The 21,641-nt window shown below is 46.4% G+C and carries 17 protein-coding genes; 8 read left to right on the top strand and 9 right to left on the bottom strand.

From position 1 onward, the window contains the following. Positions 1–87 precede the first annotated feature (87 nt). The gene (locus BLA28_RS24190) at positions 88–2,007 is read right to left on the bottom strand and encodes an ATP-binding protein (RefSeq protein ID WP_069158453.1); all 1,920 of its coding nucleotides are present in this window, start codon (positions 2,005–2,007) and stop codon (positions 88–90) included. Between the two features lie 468 nt (positions 2,008–2,475). Between BLA28_RS24190 and BLA28_RS34830 the strand changes: the two genes are divergently transcribed. After that, positions 2,476–2,583, top strand: a complete 108-nt coding sequence (locus tag BLA28_RS34830; protein ID WP_242880628.1) for a recombinase family protein — start codon at positions 2,476–2,478, stop codon at positions 2,581–2,583. Between the two features lie 565 nt (positions 2,584–3,148). Here the strand turns inward: BLA28_RS34830 and BLA28_RS24185 are convergent. Beyond that, complete coding sequence (locus BLA28_RS24185; protein WP_069154463.1) at positions 3,149–4,165, bottom strand: LacI family DNA-binding transcriptional regulator; 1,017 nt, start codon at positions 4,163–4,165, stop codon at positions 3,149–3,151. A 363-nt stretch (positions 4,166–4,528) separates the two neighbouring features. Here BLA28_RS24185 and xylB point away from each other — a divergent pair, with 363 nt between their 5' ends. The 3 genes from xylB (at position 4,529) to BLA28_RS24170 (ending at position 8,338) form a co-directional block, all read left to right on the top strand. After that, on the top strand, positions 4,529–5,998 hold the full coding sequence (gene xylB / locus BLA28_RS24180; protein WP_069158452.1) for a xylulokinase: 1,470 nt from the start codon (positions 4,529–4,531) through the stop codon (positions 5,996–5,998). A gap of 113 nt (positions 5,999–6,111) precedes the next feature. Next, positions 6,112–6,732: a DUF4867 family protein gene (locus BLA28_RS24175; protein ID WP_009250173.1), complete on the top strand. Its 621-nt coding sequence runs from the start codon at positions 6,112–6,114 to the stop codon at positions 6,730–6,732. Positions 6,733–6,859: 127 nt separating this feature from the next. Further along, positions 6,860–8,338, top strand: coding sequence for an L-fucose/L-arabinose isomerase family protein (locus tag BLA28_RS24170; protein ID WP_009250172.1), 1,479 nt, complete (start codon positions 6,860–6,862; stop codon positions 8,336–8,338). A gap of 161 nt (positions 8,339–8,499) precedes the next feature. Here the strand turns inward: BLA28_RS24170 and BLA28_RS24165 are convergent, their stop codons facing one another. Beyond that, the gene (locus BLA28_RS24165; RefSeq protein ID WP_071699526.1) at positions 8,500–8,838 is read right to left on the bottom strand and encodes a helix-turn-helix domain-containing protein; all 339 of its coding nucleotides are present in this window, start codon (positions 8,836–8,838) and stop codon (positions 8,500–8,502) included. Between the two features lie 287 nt (positions 8,839–9,125). Next, entirely contained in the window at positions 9,126–10,667 is a 1,542-nt protein-coding gene (locus BLA28_RS24155) for an alanine/glycine:cation symporter family protein (RefSeq protein WP_069158449.1), read from the bottom strand. Between the two features lie 279 nt (positions 10,668–10,946). On the opposite strand from BLA28_RS24155, the gene BLA28_RS24150 reads away from it, so the two are divergent. Continuing rightward, positions 10,947–11,723: a GNAT family N-acetyltransferase gene (locus BLA28_RS24150; protein ID WP_069158448.1), complete on the top strand. Its 777-nt coding sequence runs from the start codon at positions 10,947–10,949 to the stop codon at positions 11,721–11,723. A 215-nt stretch (positions 11,724–11,938) separates the two neighbouring features. After that, the gene (locus BLA28_RS24145; protein ID WP_069158447.1) at positions 11,939–13,681 is read left to right on the top strand and encodes a bifunctional 3'-5' exonuclease/DNA polymerase; all 1,743 of its coding nucleotides are present in this window, start codon (positions 11,939–11,941) and stop codon (positions 13,679–13,681) included. Positions 13,682–13,688: 7 nt separating this feature from the next. Here BLA28_RS24145 and BLA28_RS24140 read toward each other — a convergent pair whose 3' ends face one another. The 5 genes from BLA28_RS24140 to BLA28_RS24120 form a co-directional block, all read right to left on the bottom strand. After that, complete coding sequence (locus BLA28_RS24140) at positions 13,689–16,169, bottom strand: ABC transporter permease (RefSeq protein ID WP_069158446.1); 2,481 nt, start codon at positions 16,167–16,169, stop codon at positions 13,689–13,691. Continuing rightward, positions 16,166–16,840 (bottom strand): ABC transporter ATP-binding protein, encoded by a 675-nt coding sequence (locus BLA28_RS24135; protein WP_069158445.1) that lies wholly within the window; start codon positions 16,838–16,840, stop codon positions 16,166–16,168. Before BLA28_RS24135 ends, BLA28_RS24140 begins: the two co-directional genes overlap by 4 nt. Positions 16,841–16,899: 59 nt before the next feature. Then, on the bottom strand, positions 16,900–18,057 hold the full coding sequence (locus tag BLA28_RS24130) for a HAMP domain-containing sensor histidine kinase (RefSeq protein WP_069158444.1): 1,158 nt from the start codon (positions 18,055–18,057) through the stop codon (positions 16,900–16,902). After that, positions 18,045–18,719: a response regulator transcription factor gene (locus BLA28_RS24125; protein ID WP_069158443.1), complete on the bottom strand. Its 675-nt coding sequence runs from the start codon at positions 18,717–18,719 to the stop codon at positions 18,045–18,047. The genes BLA28_RS24130 and BLA28_RS24125 overlap by 13 nt, the downstream gene beginning before the upstream one ends. A gap of 73 nt (positions 18,720–18,792) precedes the next feature. Then, complete coding sequence (locus BLA28_RS24120) at positions 18,793–19,467, bottom strand: helix-turn-helix transcriptional regulator (protein WP_069158442.1); 675 nt, start codon at positions 19,465–19,467, stop codon at positions 18,793–18,795. A gap of 209 nt (positions 19,468–19,676) precedes the next feature. Between BLA28_RS24120 and BLA28_RS24115 the strand changes: the two genes are divergently transcribed. Together BLA28_RS24115 and nhaC are read left to right on the top strand one after the other, a co-directional pair. Continuing rightward, positions 19,677–20,057 carry a RidA family protein gene (locus tag BLA28_RS24115; RefSeq protein ID WP_069158441.1) on the top strand — a complete coding sequence of 127 codons (381 nt, stop codon included), beginning with the start codon at positions 19,677–19,679 and terminating at the stop codon, positions 20,055–20,057. 93 nt (positions 20,058–20,150) lie between these two features. Further along, entirely contained in the window at positions 20,151–21,635 is a 1,485-nt protein-coding gene (gene nhaC, locus BLA28_RS24110; protein WP_009250159.1) for a Na+/H+ antiporter NhaC, read from the top strand. Positions 21,636–21,641: the final 6 nt, after the last annotated feature.

The raw sequence follows: 21,641 nt of genomic DNA, 5'->3' as shown, positions 1-21,641 counted from the left end.
CAACCTAAAATAGGGTAGTTGCCATTGCAGGATCAAAATACGGGCACACCATTGATAAAAGCGTGGTGCGCCCGTATTTTTTATTATTTATTCTGCAATAGGCAAGTTCATTTGGCGGGGTTCGCCTAAAATTTCAGCCAGATAATCTTTAGCATTTAGCTCCTGATACCTTACAGTTAATTTGTCTTTCAGATTAAAAAGCCTTTTCCCTGCCGTTTGCACTAATTGCTTATAAGTATAGGCATAAACTTCTCCATAATCTTCTTGTGTCTTTTTAGTGCTTATGGATGGAGAAACAGTATCTCCAACAACAAAGGCTTTTATTTTAGGTTTGCAATTTAGCTTGTTACCTTTATAAATTGCATCAATATATTCTTCGGCTTGATTCATTTCCTGCCTTCCAATAGTAAAACCACCCTTTTTAAGTTCAATAATTAGTATTTTATCTACTATAAAAATCTCATTTTCATCTACATCTTCTACACAAACAGAACTAAGAGTAAAGTCACTACCAATAGCTAAATCAGGTCGTTTTGCCCACTCTATATCTATATTTTCCTTGCGTTGACTTTGTAATAACGTTTTTAGGACTGTTGTAAGTGCCTTATTAAAAGTGTAGTTAGGATTATCAAATTCTATTCCAAATAGCCACCTTGCTTGACTAACAAGTGGATGTAAAACATGAAGCTCATCAGTAGTTCGGTCATTACAAAGTTGCTCTATTGCACTAATAACTTTTAGCCTTTGGTCAATTTCATCTAAGACAGTCCGGATATCAGATATAGACCATTCGTTGAGAACTTCATTTAAAGTGTCAATATCTTCTAGGTCCATCGCTGATAATTTTTCCAGTAATGACATTCCGTTGCGTGATTGCAATACAGATACAAGAGCATTGATAATGATATTTAGTTCTTCAATATCAATTTCAGGACGTTGCTCCAAATAATTTTCAAAAAATCCTTTCAATTCATACAAAGCAGGAATCGGCAAAGTTTCTATTCTGTCAATGTTTTTTCGAATAACTTCTTTTTTGACTTCTGTTACTTTTCCTTTATAATAACCATTGCGGAAATCTCTAACAAAGCGGGTAACAGCAGCAAAAGCTTCTCTAACAGGCTCTGTGATATTAAAACACGACCAATCATAATGCACATCATCAATTAAGCAATCGGCTTGCACGACAATTAAATGTCGTAAAGCAAACTTCCGCCGAGCATCTTCAACACGAATATTTCCAATGTTCCACGATGGATTACCAATGAGTCTTGTCCCTGCCCAAAAAGCAATACCGTTCGTAGCGGTAGTTTTTTCACCATCTGGAATTTGATAAATGGAAACCTCAACATAAGGTCTTAATTTCAAAGGGATTTGTTTACTAACAACTGGAGCAATATTATTTTGAAATTCTATTTTTTCATCATTAACGAAAACAGAAAATTCTGGATCAAACAAAAACCGATACCCTAATGTCTGCATGACTTCTGATTTGCGGGGCGTTTTCTTTACTGCTTTTACAGTTAGGCGCGTACCACTTCCGGATTTCTCAGTGGTTGTATGTTCTACCACTGAGAATGCAGAATCTCCCCCATCTACACTTATTACATACTTATTGCACTTTCCCTCTCTCCATGTTTCAACCTGATAACTACTGTCAAAGCATAGCATAGAATGACGGCCTACGCCATTTCGCCCATAAGCTAATCTCTTTGCCTTGCCTTTGGAGGAATTATATTCAATAAATTCACCTTGATGGGCTACTCTGTTATATGCAATCGTCATCCACCTTTGCTGGAATTCTTTGTCAGTCATTCCAGACCCATTATCTTCAATAACAATAAAATCACCTTTTTTATCTGGAAGCGTTATTAAAACAGAGGTTGCCCCAGCATCCCAGGAATTGGCAACTAGTTCCGAGAAAGCAATAGATATATCTGAAACGATACTTGCGTATGTGCGTTCGATAAAATCTTTTTCAAATTTTGAGCCTTGTAAAATTTCTCCCACTATAAACACCTCCAATTTGATAAAATTATTATAATGTGTAGTGACTATAAATACAAGCGAAAGTGTCGTCATTATGAATCACACTTAGCGAATGTTACACAGTAGAACGGCATTTTCAAGGGTGGGAATATAAAATCCTTACCTATGCCGGTATCGTGTCTGCAAAACCATATAAATAAAGAGAAAAACAACGCCTATTACGTAACATTCTATAACGAATGAAGGGCGTCGGCGGTCTATCTGTTTGTTGCCTGTCAAACCAGAACTTGAAGATAACTCTGATAAGCTGCACTTTTTGATGGTCTTGAATGTTGTCATTAAAAAATACCATAAACAGATTTCACCGTCTTTACAAATAGTAAAAAATAGTTCAGTAAAAGCACTAATGGCTGATTGTGTAGAGTGTGAAGGAATTATGGTAACCCCTCTGTACTAACTCACTCCACGGCTAAATAAAAGGTATAGACAATGGGGGAGTGGGATAGTGAAGCCGCAGAAGTAGTCAAGCGGATATTTACACCCTGCTTAGATGGTTACGGGCTGTCTCAGATTGCCCGTATTCTGAAAGAGTTATAACGCCTACTATCCATTTTCAGCGGACAGGCAGAGCAATCAGAAAGCAATTGCCTAATAATCCATATTGTTGGAAAACGGAAACAGTAGCCGATATTTTAGAACGCCCGGAGTATTAAGAGTATACGGTAAACTTCAAGACCTATAAGCAGTCCTGCAAGAGTAAAAGTTTGAAGCGGCGGCAACGGACACAAACGGAACGCCGCATTGAAGAAACTGACTGATTGTTTAAGCGTATTTACAAGGATAACGCCAACGGAAAATTATTTGACAGCAGATTTCAAATATTTTCCAACCATTTTAAATAGAAGTAGGAAGAACAGACAGAAAAAGATGCAGAAGCCCCGAAAAAAGAAAAGGGCTCAGGCAGGAAAAACAATGATATTTTCCTTTAACTCACGCAGAGCTTTATATTTTTTTACTGCATTTTATAAGTCCCATCGGATACAGGTGTCGAAAAGGCGTCAAACGGCATTTCCAGATCATCGGTGCTGGAACACACAAATCATTTGTAGCGTTCCTTATATGAAATTCTATCGCCCCGATTGGCAGGTTATACTACAATTTTTTAAATATTTTCGCGGATACGGATATCAACGGTAGTATAATGATATTCTTTTTCCGGCTTTTCCCCTGTGGTCAGGCAGGAGAACATCAGATCCAGCGGTTTGGTGCCCTGGATAAGAGGCTGCTGGCAGATGGTGGCGGCGATAACTCCCTGAAGGACCATTTCCCTCGTGGTGGAAACCTTATCGCAGGAAATAATGGTGATATCCTTCCTGCCTGCGGCGAGTACCGCCCGGCAGCCGCCATAGACGCCTCCTGCGGCGAAATAGAGGCCGTTGATTTCCGGATGCTCCTTTAAAAGACGCAGCGTGCGATCATAGCTTTCGAATTCATCGTCACTGTTTTCGATGGTGTCAACGATCCGTATTCCCGGATAATGGGACTGGATCCGGTCCCGGAAGCCGGCGATACGGTCCGTATGGCAGAGAACCTTTGAAGAGCCGGTGACAATGCCGGCATAGACCTCATCCCCCGCAATTAAGTGCATAAGGCCTGCAGCCGTTTCTCCGGAACGGTAGAAATTGCAGCCTACATAGGCGAGTCTGCTGGAATTCTCGATGTCGGTATTGGTGGTGATCACCGGAATTTCCCGCGCATTCAGTTCATTTATCTTATCACAGATGAGAGGATCATTATATGGAGAGAGCACAATGCCGTTGACTCCCTGAGAAACCATTTCATCCATGGCACGCAGCTGGGCCTCCAGATCAAAACCGACCCTGCTGACGAGGACGGAACAGTTATAGCCGCCAAGTTCTCTGGATTTCCGGTTCACGCCCTCCAGGACATCATCAAAAAATGGATTCCCCGTATCGAAAAGGATAACACCGATTTTCAGATTTTTTTTCTGGGCGGCAAGGACAATGCCTGCTTTATTTGGTTTATAATCAAGGGCCTGGGCTATTTCCAGGATTTTCCTGGCGGTGCGGGGATTCACCGATCCACGGTTATTCAGGACGCGATCCACCGTACCTCTTGAGACACCGGCCAGTTCGGCGATTTCCTTTATGGTAGCCATCTCTTGTTCACCTCTGCTTCCGATTTATTCCTGCGATCATTCTCATTAACCGTATCATAAATAAGAGGCAAAGTCAATTTGAGAACTCCGGAAACCGTGTGCGTGCAACACGAAACGGCAGAATCAACAAAAAAGGAAGCGAAGAACCCCTTAAAACAAAGGTGAATTGTGAATTTTTACGAAATTTACAAACCCCATTGATTTTTAGATGAAAATCATTTATCATAAAAGTAACGTGCACGGGCACGTAAGACGGAACATAGAGAGCGGCCGGCATCAGGTTCTTAAGAAATGAAAGAGGGGACAGCGGCTGCGGATATGTAAAACAGGCAAACAGGAGAAGAAAGGACGGGAGGCGCAAAAATGTTATACATAGGCGTGGATCTTGGAACATCGGCGGTTAAGCTTCTGCTGATGGATGAAAAGGGAGCGATCAAGAAGATTGTGTCAAAGGAATATCCTTTGTTTTTCCCTCATCCGGGCTGGTCTGAACAGAAACCGGAGGATTGGTTTGAGCAGACCATGGCGGGATTAAAGGAACTGGTATCGGATTGTGACAAAGCTTCGATTGCGGGCATCAGCTTCGGCGGTCAGATGCATGGACTGGTGGTACTGGACAAGGAGGATAAGGTAATCCGGCCTGCCATTCTTTGGAATGACGGCAGAACCGGCGAGGAAACCGACTATCTGAACCAGGTGATCGGGAAGGATAAGCTGTCTGAATATACGGCAAATATTGCATTTGCAGGCTTTACGGCACCGAAGATTCTGTGGATGAAGAACAAAGAACCTGAGAATTTTGCAAAAATAGAAAAAATCATGCTGCCTAAGGATTATCTGGCATATAAGCTCTCCGGCGTTCACTGCACGGACGTGTCCGATGCCTCCGGCATGCTGCTGCTTGATGTGAAGAACCGCTGCTGGTCTGATGAAATGTGCGAAATCTGCGGAATCCGTAAAGAGCAGCTGGCTCAGATCTTTGAAAGCTATGAAGTGGTGGGAACCCTCCTTCCTGAAATTGCAGAAGAACTGGGACTTTCCGCTGATGTGAAGGTAATTGCCGGAGCCGGTGACAATGCGGCAGCCGCTGTGGGAACCGGTACCGTAGGGGATGGCATGTGCAATATCTCCCTGGGAACCAGCGGAACCATTTTTATATCCTCCAGAAGCTTCTGTGTGGACAGCAATAATGCACTGCATGCTTTTGCGCATGCAGATGGGAAGTATCATCTGATGGGCTGCATGCTCAGCGCCGCATCCTGCAATAAATGGTGGATGGATGATATCATAGGAACCTCCGATTATGCCAAAGAACAGGCGGAGATTACAGGACTTGGTGAAAACCATGTATTCTTCCTTCCTTATCTGATGGGAGAGCGTTCTCCTCATAATAATCCCAATGCGAGAGGAACCTTCATCGGGATGACCATGGACACGACAAGAGCCGACATGACCCAGGCTGTGCTGGAAGGCGTTGCCTTCGCGCTGAGGGATTCCTTCGAGGTCGCCAAATCCCTGGGAATTCATATTGAAAGAACCAAAATCTGCGGCGGAGGAGCGAAGAGCCCTCTCTGGAAAAAGATCATGGCAAATGTGCTTGGCATTAAGGTAGATATGATTGAAAGCGAGGAAGGACCCGGCTATGGCGGCGCTATTCTGGCAGCAGTAGGATGTGGAGAATTTGCAAGCGTGGAGGAAGCGGTGGACAAGCTGGTTAAGGTTGTGGGAACGGTGGAACCCGATCCGGAGCTCACCGCTAAATACGAAGAGAGATACCAGCAGTTCAGGCAGATTTATCCTGCATGCAAGGAGCTTTTTGATAAAATCATTTAAGGAATACCGGTAAGGAAGCTTTACCGGGCAGCTGCTATTTTCAAGTGTTTCCAATGCCGATAACAGATGGCTGGAAGTTAAATGGATGAAGAAAAGGAAAGGAGGAAAGAAGGATGGAAATTAAGAAAGTAACGGACGCTGCATTCCGTAAATACGGAAAAGTAGTGAAAAACGTGGACTTTACGGCTCTTGTGGAGGAACTGGAAAAGACTCCCTGCACCGCAGAGGTGGTATATGAACCCAGTGTTCCTGAGCTGGAAGCTCTTCCTGTATATAAGGAGCTTCAGGATGTGACCTACGGCGAGATGCCTATTCAGATTGGATTCTGTAATGGAAACAATTATAAGCTGAATGCTTTGGAATATCACAGGACATCTGAAATCGATGTGGCTGCATCGGATCTGATTCTGCTGCTTGGCTGGCAGGCGGATGTTGAGGAGGACTATACCTATGACACCTCCAAGGTGGAAGCCTTTTTGCTTCCCAAGGGAGTTGCGGTTGAACTGTACGCAACAACCCTGCATTATGCACCCTGCAACAGCGGGGAAGGCGGTTTCCGCTGTGCAATCGTTCTTCCTGATGGAACCAATCTTCCGACTGATGAGAACCACTTCGCCGGCGGAGAAGATGCACTGATCACAGCGAAGAACAAATGGCTCATCGGCCATGCCGAGGGCGGTCTTCCTGAAGGATGCCATATTGGCCTTAAGGGAGAAAATATTTCTGTGAAGTAATTTTAAGCGCGGCCGTTGGCCGCGGAAGGAGAGCATGGGACACTTCGTGTCCCAGTGAAGAAGCAGCCCGCTGCTTCTTCCCCCTTATTTTAAGTGCGGCCTGTGGCCGCGGAAGGAGAGGAAAGACATGAATAACATGCCGAAAGAAAAAATTGCTATCGTAGCGGTAAGCCGTGACTGCTTCCCTATGGATTTATCTGTATCCAGAAGGAAAGCCGTAGTTGCTGCTTATAAGGAAAAATACGGGGATGGCCTGTATGAATGCCCTGTATGTATCGAAAATGAAATCGATATGAGAAAAGCACTGGCTGACGTAAAAGAAGCCGGCTGCAACGCTATCGTTGTTTATCTTGGGAACTTCGGGCCTGAGACACCGGAAACCCTGCTGATCAAGGAATTTGACGGACCGGCTATGGTGGTAGCTGCTGCTGAAGAGACCGGAGATAATCTGGTGAGCGGAAGAGGCGACGCTTACTGCGGCGTGCTGAATGCCAGCTATAACCTGAAGCTTCGTAACCTGAAAGCATATCTTCCGGAATACCCGGTTGGAACCGCTTCCGAATGTGCTGACATGATCGCTGAATTTGCACCTATTGCAAGAGCGGTTGTTGGACTTAAGAACCTGAAAATTATTTCCTTCGGTCCCCGCCCGAAAGATTTTATGGCCTGCAATGCTCCGATTAAGCAGCTGTTTAACCTGGGTGTGGAAATCGAAGAAAACTCCGAACTGGATCTCTTTGAAGCCTTCAACAATCATGCCGGAGATGAAAGAATTCCGGAAGTTGTAAAGGATATGGAAGAAGAACTGGGTACAGGAAACAAGAAACCCGAAATCTTATCAAGACTGGCTCAGTATGAACTGACTCTGCTTGACTGGATTGAAGAACATAAGGGAAGCCGTGAATTCGTAGCGGTTGCCGGAAAATGCTGGCCTGCATTCCAGACACAGTTTGGCTGCGTTCCCTGCTACGTAAACAGCCGTCTTACCAAGAGAGGAATCCCGGTTTCCTGTGAGGTTGATATTTACGGAGCGCTCAGCGAGTTCATCGGAACGGTTGTCAGCAATGATGTGGTTACTCTGCTTGATATCAACAATACGGTTCCTGCCGATATGTTTGAATCCGATATCAAAGGAAAATACAACTATACACAGAAGGATACCTTCATGGGCTTCCACTGTGGAAATACCGCTTCCAGCAAGCTGTCCTTCTGCGAGATGAAATATCAGTTCATCATGGCAAGAAGCCTTCCGGAAGAAGTAACCCAGGGTACCCTGGAAGGAGATATTATCCCCGGAGATATCACCTTCTACCGTCTGCAGAGCACAGCGGATTCCAAGCTGCGCGCTTACATCGCACAGGGTGAGGTTCTTCCTGTTGCAACCCGTTCCTTCGGCGGAATCGGCGTATTCGCAATTCCTGAAATGGGACGTTTCTATCGTCATGTACTGGTTGAGAAGAATTATCCTCACCATGGCGCTGTTGCTTTCGGACATTTCGGAAAAACACTGTATGAAGTATTTAAATATATCGGTGTGGAAATGGATGAAATTAACTTCAATCAGCCTAAGGGAATGATGTATCCTACAGAAAATCCTTTTGCCTGAAAAAATGCAGTTTAAGTTCTGAAGTACAAAAACGGATGCATTGGTGTCCGTATGAAACAGCGGATGCCGCGCTCTGCGGGCCATCCGTATGTTAAATAAAAAACCACAGGATCTGCTTTCGCGTGGGGTGGCGCAGAAAGCTTCCTGTGGTTTTTTTGTGTTTAATTACGTAATTTGAGCGCCTGAATAATTAAATCATAAATAATCCGCTGCTCCTTCGGAGATAATTCAGCTACGAGATACATGATACGGTCCGGAATATAGTCCACAGCCTTTGCGCCGGAACTGGTGATGTTGACAAAAAGCTGATCGATGGGTATTTCCAGCTCATTTGCAATTTTCATGACGCTTTCAATGGTGGGGTTCTTTTCGCCTCGTTCCAGCTGCCCGATATAGGTAGGGTGAAGACTGCATTTCTCTGCCAGCTCTTCCTGGCTTAAACGCTTTTCTTTACGGAATCCCCGGATCCTGGTGCCTACTAATTTTGTAATATTATCCATGGTTTTGCCCTCCCTACTAAAGACTATAAATATGGAAGTTATCTTTCAATATGCTAATAATATTTATTGTTTCGGAATATGTATTAAAAATATTAATTTCATTCTTTTATATACAATAAATATTTGCACAGGGAAGAGCGAAAAAGAAAAAACAGAGTTTTTGAAGATTCCAGGAAGCTTTCAGGGAGAAAAAATCAGGAAGGAGCCTCCCATGTCTTTTTTATAACATGAGAGGTTCCTTCCCGGATAGCTTTCAGAATCTATAGATTATGAGAATTAGTAAATAATCAGCTCTGCTTATCGGCCTCCTCATCCCAATAAGGGCAGCTGTGTCCGATAACAGAGGAATCAAAGGCGCTTCCGTCATTCTTTTTATAATGTGAGGTTGCCTTGAATACATATTTAGCGCCCAGATAAAGGAGCGGAACATTGGCGAATACGATTAAAATATTACCCAAATCGGATATTGCCCACAGGTTCCCCAATTCAATGCCTGCAAGGGAACAGGCGATGCCGAAGGCTATGATGATAATCCCTATGATTCGTACCGTGTAAATAACACGTTTCCGGGAGCTGATGCGGTTAGCTGCAATTTCACTGAAGGAAATCATTCCCACTAAGCAGGTGAATGCGAACAGACAGAAGCAGAAGGTGAGCAGAAATGCAACGACTGCATTCATGGCGGTGCCCGGCGTAAGCGCCTTGGCAGACTCCAGGAATTTGGGAAGTCTGTCCAGAGCAAACCAGGCTTCGGCTTCGCTGCCGGTCCAAACGTGGGCCATGACTACCACGAAACCGGTAAGCGTACAGATAACCATGGTATCCAGAAATACGCCGATTGACTGGACGCACCCCTGTTCGCAGGGATGATTGGTATTCGCCGCGCCCGCCGCCATGGTAATGGTACCCTGCCCGGCTTCGTTGGACATCAGCCCGCGCTTAACGCCCTGTACAAGAACGGTTCCGAACACACCGCCGAATATGGCCTGAGGGGTAAAAGCTCCCCCGAATACAGCCCCCAGAAAATAGGGAACGGAATGCAGATTCAGAAGTATCAGTACAAAAACGACAGCCACATATACAACGGCCATCACAGGAACCACCTTATCGGTGACTTTTGTAACTTTACGGATTCCGCCGAATGCGATATAAGCCGTCACTGCGATGAGCAGCAGGGCTACCACATAGTAAAATACCGAAGTGTCCTCCAGGGAAGCGCCGGTGGTGATTTCCACCATCTGTCCGATGGAGCTGACTACGTTAAAACCCTGGGCGGGAAGACAGCACATGGCATAAATGATATACATCAGGGAAAGTGCGATCCCGGCCCAAAGCTTGTTGCCCAGCAGAACCTTCCCATAAAAAGGAAGCCCGCCTACGAATTCATCCTTTTTCCTTTCTTTAAAAATCTGGGCCAGTACGGCCTCCGTATAGGCGGTAGCCATTCCGAAAAAAGCGGAAACCCACATCCAGAACAACGCGCCGGGCCCGCCGACTGCAATGGCTCCCGTTACTCCGAGAATATTTCCCGGCCCCACTCGCATGGCGGAACTCAGGAAAAAAGCAGCCAGGGATGAGATACCGATCTCATCTCTTTTTTTCTGTGCCAGTATCCGTATGCCTTTACCGAAATGAGTTACCTGGATAAAGCCTGTTTTCAGGGTGAAATAAATGCCTGATCCGATAAGAAGAATCACCGCAAGGGAAAAATTTCCCAGGATAGGAATGGATGCATACCAGCTGAAATTGGTGGGAAAATCCCAAAAGAAGTCTGAAACGGGGATGACGAAGTCGAAAATATTGTTGATTGCCTGAAACAGATGTTCCATATGTACTCCCTCCTTGTAATGCCTGAGATTGTTTGTGCCTGCATTAAAACGTCTTTTCTATTATTATACGAAGAGTAGAGCGGATTAAATACGGAAAAAGAACTGTTTATATTGTAAATTGTGCTGGTCTGAGGAGCAGGAGTATAACCATTCTGAAAGAGAGATGAAATTTTAAAACATACAGTCGAGAGATAAATTGTTAATGAAAAATAAATCTTTCTATGATATGTTGTATTTATAACTAATGATAGGAAGAAAAATTATGGAGGTATTAAAGAAATGATGCTTTTACAAAATAATGAATATGAAACAGCTATTAAAAATTTTAAAAATATAGATCATAGTATTCCTATAATCTATTCGGTAATAGAAAAAAATAATGGTGGAAAAGTATTTGTTGATAATGTGAAAAATCCAGAGAACATATTTATATTGCCGGATGGTGGTTTTATATACTATGATACACTAAATTCAAGTGAGGATTTTATGTTAGAAATGAAATCTTTTTTATTTAGTGAACTTATTCCTGCTATGACAGAAAAAGAAATGGTGTTATTTTCCTTTGACGAGCAGACGAGAACGTGCTTAGATAAAATATTTTCTGATGAGGGGGTTATCCGAATCCAAAGATTCATTTTCGATTTTAGCCAAGAAAAATTTCTCAATTTAGAAGTTCGTGCATTACCTGAAGAATTTTCATTAACAATGATGAAGGACGAGGAGCTAAGAGAGTATAATGTTTTAAAAAATACCGGTTATTCTCACAGGCAAATGGGATGTAGAATTATGAAAGGCAGTACGGTTATAAGTCAATGTGTTTCGATATTTATCGGGGGAGGAGAAGCAGAAATTGATATTTTTACTCATGAAAATTACAGGAACAAGGGGATGGCAACTATATGCGCACATTCATTTATACTAGAGTGCCTTAAGAAAGGGTTAAAACCATCGTGGTCATGCTGGCCTTTTAGAGCTGAATCCATTGTTCTTGCCGAGAAGCTGGGCTTTATGAATAAAAAAATGGTAGATGCACATTTTTGGGCTGAAAATATGTAAATTATTGGATATTTCTATTTAGTATATGGGTGTTTCTGATTTTAAAGCTTTCTTCAAAGTGTAAATTGATATGGTTTGAATTACTCAATTTATATATAATGGTATTTGCTCCTTTCTTAAAAACAAATGACAGAACATATGTTTGTGATTATAGTTGCCGGCATCTGTCAAGGCTGTTATAATGAAGAGAGATAAGAAACAGGAAAGGGGAGGCCATGGAGTATACAGTGATTCGAACGCCGGAGCAGGTTATTCCATATCTGAAAAAGCTCAAAGAAGCCAAGGTTCTGGCTGTAGATACGGAAACCACAGGCCTTGATGCGCATAAGGACCGGCTTCGGCTGGTGCAGATCGGAGCAGAGGGAATGCCAGTATTATTAATTGATTGTTTTTCTTTTTTGAAGGATTCCCGGGGAACAGAGTGTCTCCGGGAAATCCTGGAGGGGGAGGCGGGGAAAATATTCCATAATGCCAAATTTGATCTGCAGTTTTTGAGAAAAGAAGGAATTCTTCCAGAAAATATCCTGGATACCATGCTGGCTGCGGAATTGCTGCGGCCCTGCGGAGGGCCCCGTAAGGTGAGCCTTGCGGCGGTGTCATCCCATTATCTCGGGACAGAGCTGGATAAAACGGAGCAGACGGGTGACTGGAGCGGAGCCTTAACCGATACCCAGTTGGATTATGCAGCCCTGGATTCCCGTATTTTGCTGCAGCTTTGGAAATGTCTGAAGGAACAGCTCAGAGAGAACGGGCTGGAGAGGATCGCTGATATTGAATTCGCCTGTGTGCCGGCTCTGGCACGCGCGGAATATGACGGAATTTCTCTGGATTTGGAACAGTGGGAAAGGCTGTGTGCGGATATACAGAGCCAATATGAGCGCTCACTTCAGGCGCTGTATGCTTACAGCGGGGAACCTTCCTACCAGCTGACGCTGTGGGGAGGGGAGGAAGCCCTGGATGTAAACTTTGACAGTAATTCCTATGTTCTGAAGCTGCTGAAGAAAAACGGGATTTCCGTGTCTTCCACTTCACGTTACAGTCTTGCGCCTTATCATAATAACCCTTTGGTAAAGGCGCTCAGTGATTACCGCAAATACTCCAAGCTGCTTTCCGGTTTCCTTCATCCCCTGCCTGCCCAGATCCATCCGGTGACGGGAAGGCTTCATCCGAAGTATGGGCAGATTGGAGCATACAGCGGAAGAATGTGCTGCTGGGGCCCGAATATACAGCAGATACCAAGGGAAACACGTTTCCGCAGCTGCTTCAGGGCTCCTGAAGGACGGATTCTTGTCCTTGCCGATTATTCCCAGATAGAACTGAGGGTAGCGGCCCAGATTTCAGGGGATGTGAGAATGAAAAGCGCCTATTCAAAAGGGGAGGATCTGCACAGACTGACAGCTTCCCTGATTTCCGATACGGCTCCGGAAAAAGTGAGCGCCTCTCAGAGACAGGCGGCAAAAGCGGTGAATTTCGGCCTGATTTTCGGAATGGGTGCGGCCGGGCTACAGCAATATGCGGCGCAGTCCTATGGTGTGGACATGACACTGGACGAAGCTGTGAAATTCAGGGACAGTTTTTTCAGGGCTTATGCGGGAATAGGCTGGTGGCATCATGATCTGAAAGCCGGTCATTTTACGGAGGGCCGTACCCTGACGGGGCGCAAATTTTTGTTTTCACCACGTTCCGGGGTATCGGAGCTGGCAAACACTCCGGTACAGGGTACGGCGGCAGATATCCTGAAGAAGGCCCTCGGGCTTTTGTATCATGAAACAAAGGAGAAGGACTGGAAGCTGGTGGGGATTGTCCATGATGAAATCCTTCTGGAGGTGCCCCGCGAGGACGGAGAGGAAGCCGCCCTGTGCCTGAAAACGGTTATGGAAAGGGCGGGAGCGGATATCCTGACCTCAGTTCCCTGTGTAGCGGATGCCAAGGCCGCCGACAGCTGGGCGGCTAAATAATGTACTTTTATTCAATTGCCTCAATTGTACCCACGATATCCATTTTGGCTATGGAACGCAGCGGAACTGCGGTGGAAAGAAGACAGGCGAGGACGGAAACCAGGGCGGCCTGCAGTACAGGAAGGAGAGGAAAAGAGGAAAGCTGCCAGGCTCCGACGGCTGCTGCATTTACAAAAGAGGTGCACAGCCAGCCGGTTATTGCTCCGATTCCGGAGGCAATCAGGCCATAGTAAGCCCCTTCCCAGAGAAAGGTCTGATACAGGCTCCGGACGCTCATCCCAATTGCCCGCTGTACCCCGATTTCCTTTGTGCGGGTATGGATGTTCGTATATACGGTATTTATGATGTTCAGCAGACCGATCAGGCCGATGAATAAAATCAGGCCCCAGCAGAGGAAGTTAAGCTGTTGGAAGCTTTCTGCCAGCTGGGAGTCCGATTGACGGTAGGACAGCCAATGGGTTCCCGGATTGGAACTACACCATTGTTCCAGCCAGGCTTCAAAAGTATCGAAGTCTTCTTCATTCTGCAGAACCGGGTATATTTCAGAATAGTGGTTTTTCCCGGTGAGGGTATCATAAACGGAATCGGGAACAATGATTTGTACACCGTTTATATATCCGTCGTTATTGATGGTGACGGGAGAGCTTATGATGCCGGCGGCATGCAGGCTCTTTCCATTGACGGTGAGTGCATCTCCGGGCTGAAATTGTGTTGATTCGGCGGTCTGCCCTTCAAAGGAGAACGGTATCGGGTTGTGTATCAGACAGGCTGTGCCGTTTTTCACCTCTTCCGCGGCCTGGTCAGAGAGGCCGGACAGGAATTCCTCCAGACGGCTGTCATCAATTCCTGCAATCTGAAAGGTTTCCCAGGACTGCAGGGGGAAATCAAGCGGGAGAGGAAAGCTTCCGTCTTTGTTCCAGGTATATATGGACAGCTTAGTTGTATATAATTCCTTTACTTCGTCTCTTTTTTTCAGTTCCGTCACCGCTTCCGGCAGGATCCCGCCTGTTTCATTCGTCACTGCGTAATCTCCCGTATGCATTTCCTGTACTGCCCGGCTTGTATCCAGCAATCCGCTGAAGCTTTGAAGGGCGACGTATACAGTGATGCTCATTATTATGGAAAGAATGGTAATCAGGGAACGTCCCCGGCTGCGTGTTATGTTCAGTCTGGCATAAAAGGCTTCAAAACAGCGGATCTTACCGGACTTCCGGCGGGGCCTTCTTACTTTTACCGCATCACCGGACATAGCTTCTACCGGAGAAACAAGGGAAGCATACCGGGCGGCCGGAAAAGCGGCGATGAGGGAAAAGAGGAGGGTGATTCCAACGCCTGCCAGGATAGGAAACAGCATTCCTGTACTGCTGCCGGAAATGGCTGTATTCAATTCCTGCGTGCTTTCGGCCAGGAACAGGCTGGGATTGAGAAGGCCGGAAGCTGCGATAAGGATTCCCTTTGCGGAAAGCGAACCTGCAAGAACTCCCGGCGGCAGCCCGATGACAAAGAGAATCAGCAGCTGGAGGGTTACCAGTCTATAAAGCTGTCCCCGTTCGCTTCCCATGGCCCGGAGAGTTCCGTAATCCTGAATCCTCTTTGCGACGGAAACCTTCAGGATATTATAAATCACAAGCCCTGCGGCAAGAAGGACAAGGCCCCCTGTCAAAATGCAGGCTGCAGCCATAAAGGGAAAGCCGTTTCCTGTATCGGAGCTTCCTTTTTCGGCATAATCGATGCCAAGGGCATCAAGTAGTACCCAGTTGTACTGGATGTTGTCCTTATCCAAAGAAAGCTGAGATGCCAAATCATCGATGGTGGACTGGAAGTCCCCGGTACTTTTGGTTTTAAAGTCGGTGGAGTACAAAAGATAACGTTCCGGAAGAAGGGCGGCTGCGCTGCCTTCTCCGGCCAGGGCTGTCATAGTGCCTGTTGTATAGCCAAGATAATCATTTTCCAGGATGCCTGTTAATGTGAAGTTATGTGTGTATTTATAGGGCGGCTGATCATCTGTTTTCAGACTGACGGATAAAGACAGGGTGAGGGTGTCCCCCGGCTTTTTCCCGGCTCCAAGATACTGCAGTACATCCTCGGAAAGGGCGATTTCTCCGGCGCGGGAAGGGAGGCGCCCTTCTTTAACTCTGCCGATGGAGGGATAGGCAGCCAGGGCATTTCCGCGGTATTCCCGTAAAAAGAGGGTAAGGCTGCTGCTTCCAAGCCGGGTATTGCCGAGCTGAAGGATGCTTCCCACATCGGCGAGGCGGGAATCTTCAGACAGGCACAGCATCTGCTCTTCGGTCAGCTGATGGAAGGTGGCATAGCGGTTTCCGTTCAGGCCCTCAGCCTGTCGTACCCGCATGGACTGTAATATACCAATGGATGCTCCTGCGGCGGTGGCAGTGACTGTGGAAAGGATAAGGGCGGATAAAATAAGCAGCGAAGTGATTTTTTCCGCCTTCAGCTGTTTCCATGCAAGGGAGAGATAAGATTTCATGATTCCGCCTCCTCTCTGAGTTTGCCGTCAACAATAGTAAATCGGCGCTGGGCCATTCCTGCCAGCTGTTTGTCGTGAGTGATGACGATAAGGGTTTTGTCCAGTTTCTTCTGAATCTCGCAAAGCATTTCCATCACTTCACCGCCGCTTTTGCTGTCCAGATTTCCTGTGGGCTCATCAGCAAAAATGACCTCCGGATCGGCGATCAGGGCTCGCGCGATGGCAACACGCTGCTGCTGGCCTCCGGAGAGCTCGTGAGGAAGATGGGACAGACGGTCCTGAAGCCCCAGAAATCCGGCAATCTGCATGAGGTGTCCTTCATCCGGGTGCACCTTGTCCAGCAATAGAGGCATTAAGATATTTTCTCTTGCCGTCAGAACGGGAAGCAGGTGGAACTGTTGGAATACAAATCCGATTTTCCGGCGGCGGAAGGCGGAAAGCTCTTTATCCGATCCATGATGGATATCGGTTTTGTCATAGGTTACCGTCCCGGCAGTGGGAGAATCCAGACCGCTTATGATGTGCAGGAGAGTGCTTTTCCCGCTGCCTGACGGGCCCATGATGGAGATAAAGTCTCCCTTGTGTATCTCCATGCTTGCAGGCTTCAGCGCTGTCACCCGGTTCTCAGCCATGCCATAAACTTTTGTGATTTCATTTACTTTAATGTCCATAAAAAAACTCTCCTTATCGATTGATAAAGAGAGTATATATGACAATTCTCAAGAAACGCTCAAGAATTCCTGCTCTTGAAAACCGCGGTGGCCTTTGCTCCTGGCTGAAGGTTTTCCAATGTTAAGCTTCCGCCATGCTTTTCGCACAGGAGTCTGCAGACGGCGAGGCCGACTCCCAGATGCCCGTTTCCGGAGGTGTCGTCCCGGAGAAAGAAAGCAGGTCCCTTTTGCAGGACAGAAGCAGGGTATCCGGGGCCGTCATCCGTGACTGTTAGGAAAAGAAATCCGTCCCTGCCGGAAATATCCACGGTTATCTGTGAATCAGCATAGCGCAGGGCGTTACAGAAAAGGTTTTCTGCGGTGTTATAAAAAAACTGCCGGTCAATTTCCATTTCCCGGGATTCTCCGGATTGCCTTATATCCAGCTGTTTTCCGGAATCCTCAGCCAGAATGGGAAGGCTTTTTTTCAGGATGGAATACAATTCATGGCTGCCGACAGGAACCGGACAGCAGTCCAGCGCTTCCATTTCCCGGGTGTGGCTCATGGCATTGATATAGTCTTCAATCCTTCCGGTATACTGCAGGATTAAGTTAAGGGAATCCTGCTGCAGCTTCGGATTCGGATGTGCGGGATCCAATCCCTTCTGAAGGAGCAGGACGGAGCCCTTCAGAACGGTAACCGGATTTTTCAAATCGTGGGAAAAAGCCGCATTCAGCCTTTTTTGTTCCTCCATTTGCCGCCAGAGTGTCAGCTTGCTGGTTTTTAATTCCGAACGCATGGCCTCGAAGGAGCGGCAGAGCAGCCCCAGCTCATCCCCGGAAACCGGTTCTATGGCAAAATCAAGATCCTGCCTGCAGATCCGCTCGGCGCCTTCCTGCAGCAGGGCAAGGGAACGTCTTATTTTCAGGTTATAGAATACGATATCCGCAAGGAGCAGGGATAAAACGACCCAGAAGGCGGGCAGGACGAACTGAAGGACAGTAAGAATACTCGCGGCGTTGCGTTCGAAGGAAGACGGATTTCCTTCCAGAGGGACAGAAGAGAAGCTGCTGTTATCCTCCAGGGAAATGGCGATACCCCCGGAGCCGGATAACTTATGCTCCAATCCGGTACACAGAAAGAAGGAAAGTCCGGCCATCAGAAGGCCGGCACAGAGAAAAAAGCAGGTTATAATAAAAAATGACTGTTTCAGATTCTTTTTCTTTATCCATTCCATTTATAGCCAATCCCCCAGACGGTTTCAATGTAATTGTGGTCAGTATATGCCGAGAGCTTGGCGCGTATTTTGCGGATGTGTTCCATAACAGTGTCGCTGCTTCCTGCGCCTTCCAGCCCCCAGACGGATTCATAAATGCGTTCCCGGTCAAATACCTGCCCTGCATTCAGGGACAGAAGCTCAACAATGGCGAATTCCGTTCGGGAGAGTACAATAGGGTTTTCTCCGATTTGAAGCTGATGTCCTGAATAGTCGATGGACATTTCTCCGAAAAAACGCAGGACATTCTGTTTCTTTATGCGTGTTTCCCTGCGCAGGTGGGCAGCGACTCTGGCTCCCAGCTCCTCCAGATCAAAAGGCTTTACAATATAGTCATCGGCGCCGGAGGTAAAGCCTTTGATTTTATCGCCGGTTTCCACACGGGCTGTTAAAAACAGGATAGGGCAGGAGACATGCTCCCGGATGCGCTGACAGACAGTAAAACCGTCCATATCCGGCATATTGATGTCCAGAAGGATAATGTCCGGGCAGCAGGCGGCCTTTTTCAATGCTTCATTCCCACTGCAGGCCGTAAGAACCTGGTAACCGGATAATTCAAAATAAGCCTTCATCATGGAAACAAGTCCCTTTTCATCATCCGCAATCAGGATTTTACCGCTCATATTACTGCCTTCCTTACCGTTTCTTTTTATTATGCCGTGAAGATCTCAAGATTTGCTCAAAAAATATTTTTTCTTATAATTGGTTTTTAAAGTTACGGATATGCATGTAAACGGTATTTTTGGAAATATTCAGCTGCTCCGCCACCTTGATAACCGCGTCCTTCAGATTGAAAATCCCCCTCTGGTAAAGCTGGAGCACTATTTCCTTATTCTTATTGGCGGAGGAAATGGCGGAGTCACTGTAAACGGCTTCGCGGGTTTCCGTCAGGGCGGATAAAATCAAGTCGTCTATATTATCCGAAAAGTTTTCCGCAGGTGGCTGTGAAGCGGAAATGTTTTCCTGAGGAGGAATAAAGTTCTGCAGAAGAGTGGAGAGAGGGCTTTCCATATGGAAATTCATGCATAGCAGCCCTATGATCCTGCCATGCTCCCCGGTTATCGGGATGGTACAGGAACGCAGGAGCGCGCCAGATTTGTTCTTATTAAAATAAGGAGACACGGTGCGCGCCGGATCCCTTTCCAGTTCTCCCAGCATTTTCAGGGCCAGATCGGTGATGGGAGAGCCTTCTTTCCGCCCCGTATAATGTCCGTTGATGATTTTTATAACAGAATGATCCAGGCTTTCCAGGCTGTGGAGCACAAGCTCGTAGCCCTCGCCCAGATACGCGCCCAGTCCGTCCAGCATGAGGGCGTAGGAGTTAAGTATCTGCCTGTCTGTAGCAGTCAGTTCAATATAAGGAATATCCATATAATCACCGGTACCTTTCTGAATTCAAGTGAAATAAATTTCATTATGCCTTTTTTATCATTATAAAATACTGTGGGTAAATGTGCAATAAATAAGTGAAAAAAATTTTATTCAATATACAATATAAATAAACAAAAGTGTATTGACTAAAATATATTTTATTGATATAATGCAATCATCAAGAGAAAACAAAGAAAGAGGTGGAAGAAATGCTGAAAAAAATTTACACATCAAATGCCCCTGCGGCAATTGGTCCTTATTCCCAGGCTATCCTGTTCAATGAACTTTTGTTCAGTTCAGGACAAATCCCGGTGGACCCGGCTACAGGGGAGGTTGTCCAGGGAGACATTACCGTTCAGGCGGAACAGGTCATGAAGAACGTGGGCGCGGTACTGAAGGAAGCGGGAACCGATTTCGTGTCCGTAATCAAAACAACCTGCTTCTTAAGTGATATGGGTGATTTCGCCGCATTTAATGAAGTATACGGGAAATACTTTACAGAGAAACCGGCCCGTTCCTGTGTTGCTGTAAAAACGCTCCCTAAAAATGTTTTGTGTGAAGTGGAAGTTATTGCTGAGGTTGAAAAGTAATTGGAAGGAAATGCGTAATTCGCATTAAGAGGGGAGAATCCTCTGCTCGACAGAGGTCTCGCATTTTGCTACGCAAAACAAGGAGGATCTAATATGGGTGAAAAAAAAGTAAGAGAAAAAAAGAAACCGACCTTTTTCCTGGCGGTGCTGCCGATTCTGGCCATGATACTGCTGCTGGGTGTAGGATATGCGGTTATGGGCTTAAGTCCTGAGGTACTGATGCTTGTTTCCGCGGCCGTGGCGGCTGTGATCGCCGTTGCTCTGGGATATACATGGGATGATATCATGAATTCCATCGTAGGTAAGCTTTCCAAGACAATGCCCGCGATTTTTATTTTGATTATTGTAGGTTTTCTGATCGGTTCCTGGATGATTGGCGGCACCATCCCCATGATGGTATATTACGGACTGAAAATTATCAGCCCCCGCTACATTGCAGTGACCTCGTTCCTGGTAACGGCAGTGGTATCCCTGTGTACCGGTACCTCCTGGGGGTCCGCAGGAACCATCGGTGTGGCGCTGATGGGTGTTGCGGCAGGCATGGGCGCGCCTCTTCCTCTGGTGGCGGGCGCCGTGGTTTCCGGTGCGTACTTTGGTGACAAAATGTCTCCGCTTTCCGATACCACAAACCTCGCTCCCATTGCGGCGGGCGCAAAGCTGTACGACCATATCGGACATATGTTTTACACAACGATTCCCGGCTGTATTATCTGCCTCATCGTCTATACGATAGCCGGCTTTTCTCTGGCAGGCGGCGGAACAGTTGCCACTCCTGAAAAGGTAGAAACCATACTTGCCACCCTTGATGGAATGTTCAAGTTCAATCCGCTGGTAATTCTGCCTCCTGTTATTGTACTTTACGGCTCCATCCGCAAGAAACCCACGATTCCGGTTATGCTGATTTCCAGTGTGGTTGCATTCTTCAACGCTACCATATTCCAGGGATTTTCCCTTCAGCAGTGCTTTACGGCAGCCATCAGCGGCTTCAGCCTTGACATGGTAACCAAAGCAGGCTTTGATGCGGCGGCTCTGATTCCTGATATCCCGAGACTGCTGGAACGCGGAGGCATGCTTTCCATGCTGAATACCGTTCTCATCGCATTCTGTGCTTATGGCTTTGCGGGTACCCTGGCAGTTACCGGTTCCCTGGATATCGTGCTGAACAAGCTCATGAAATCCGTTAAGAGCACGGGCGGCCTGATTGTATCCACAATCGTTTCCTGTATTACCGCAGTTTTCGTAACCAGCAACGGACAGCTTTCCATTCTGGTTCCCGGCGAAATGTTCGCAAAGACATATATCAAGAAGGGACTGCAGCCCAAAAATCTTTCCAGAACGCTGGAAGACTCCGCTACTGTAGTGGAACCCATCGTGCCCTGGACCGCGGCGGGCGTTTACATGGCTACCACACTGGGCGTGCCTACCCTGACCTACCTGCCCTGGGCTATCCTTTGCTATACAGGTGTGATTTTCGCCATTATCTGGGGCTTTACCGGATTCGGAATTGCCAAGATTAAACCCGGCGATGAATATTACGATGAATACCTTGCCCTTCAGAAGGAAGACGAGGCTGCATAAGAACCA

Origin of the sequence: Eisenbergiella tayi (assembly GCF_001881565.1) — a bacterium.
In the GTDB taxonomy this organism is placed as follows: domain Bacteria; phylum Bacillota; class Clostridia; order Lachnospirales; family Lachnospiraceae; genus Eisenbergiella; species Eisenbergiella tayi.
This window is presented reverse-complemented; position numbering and strand designations above follow the sequence as displayed.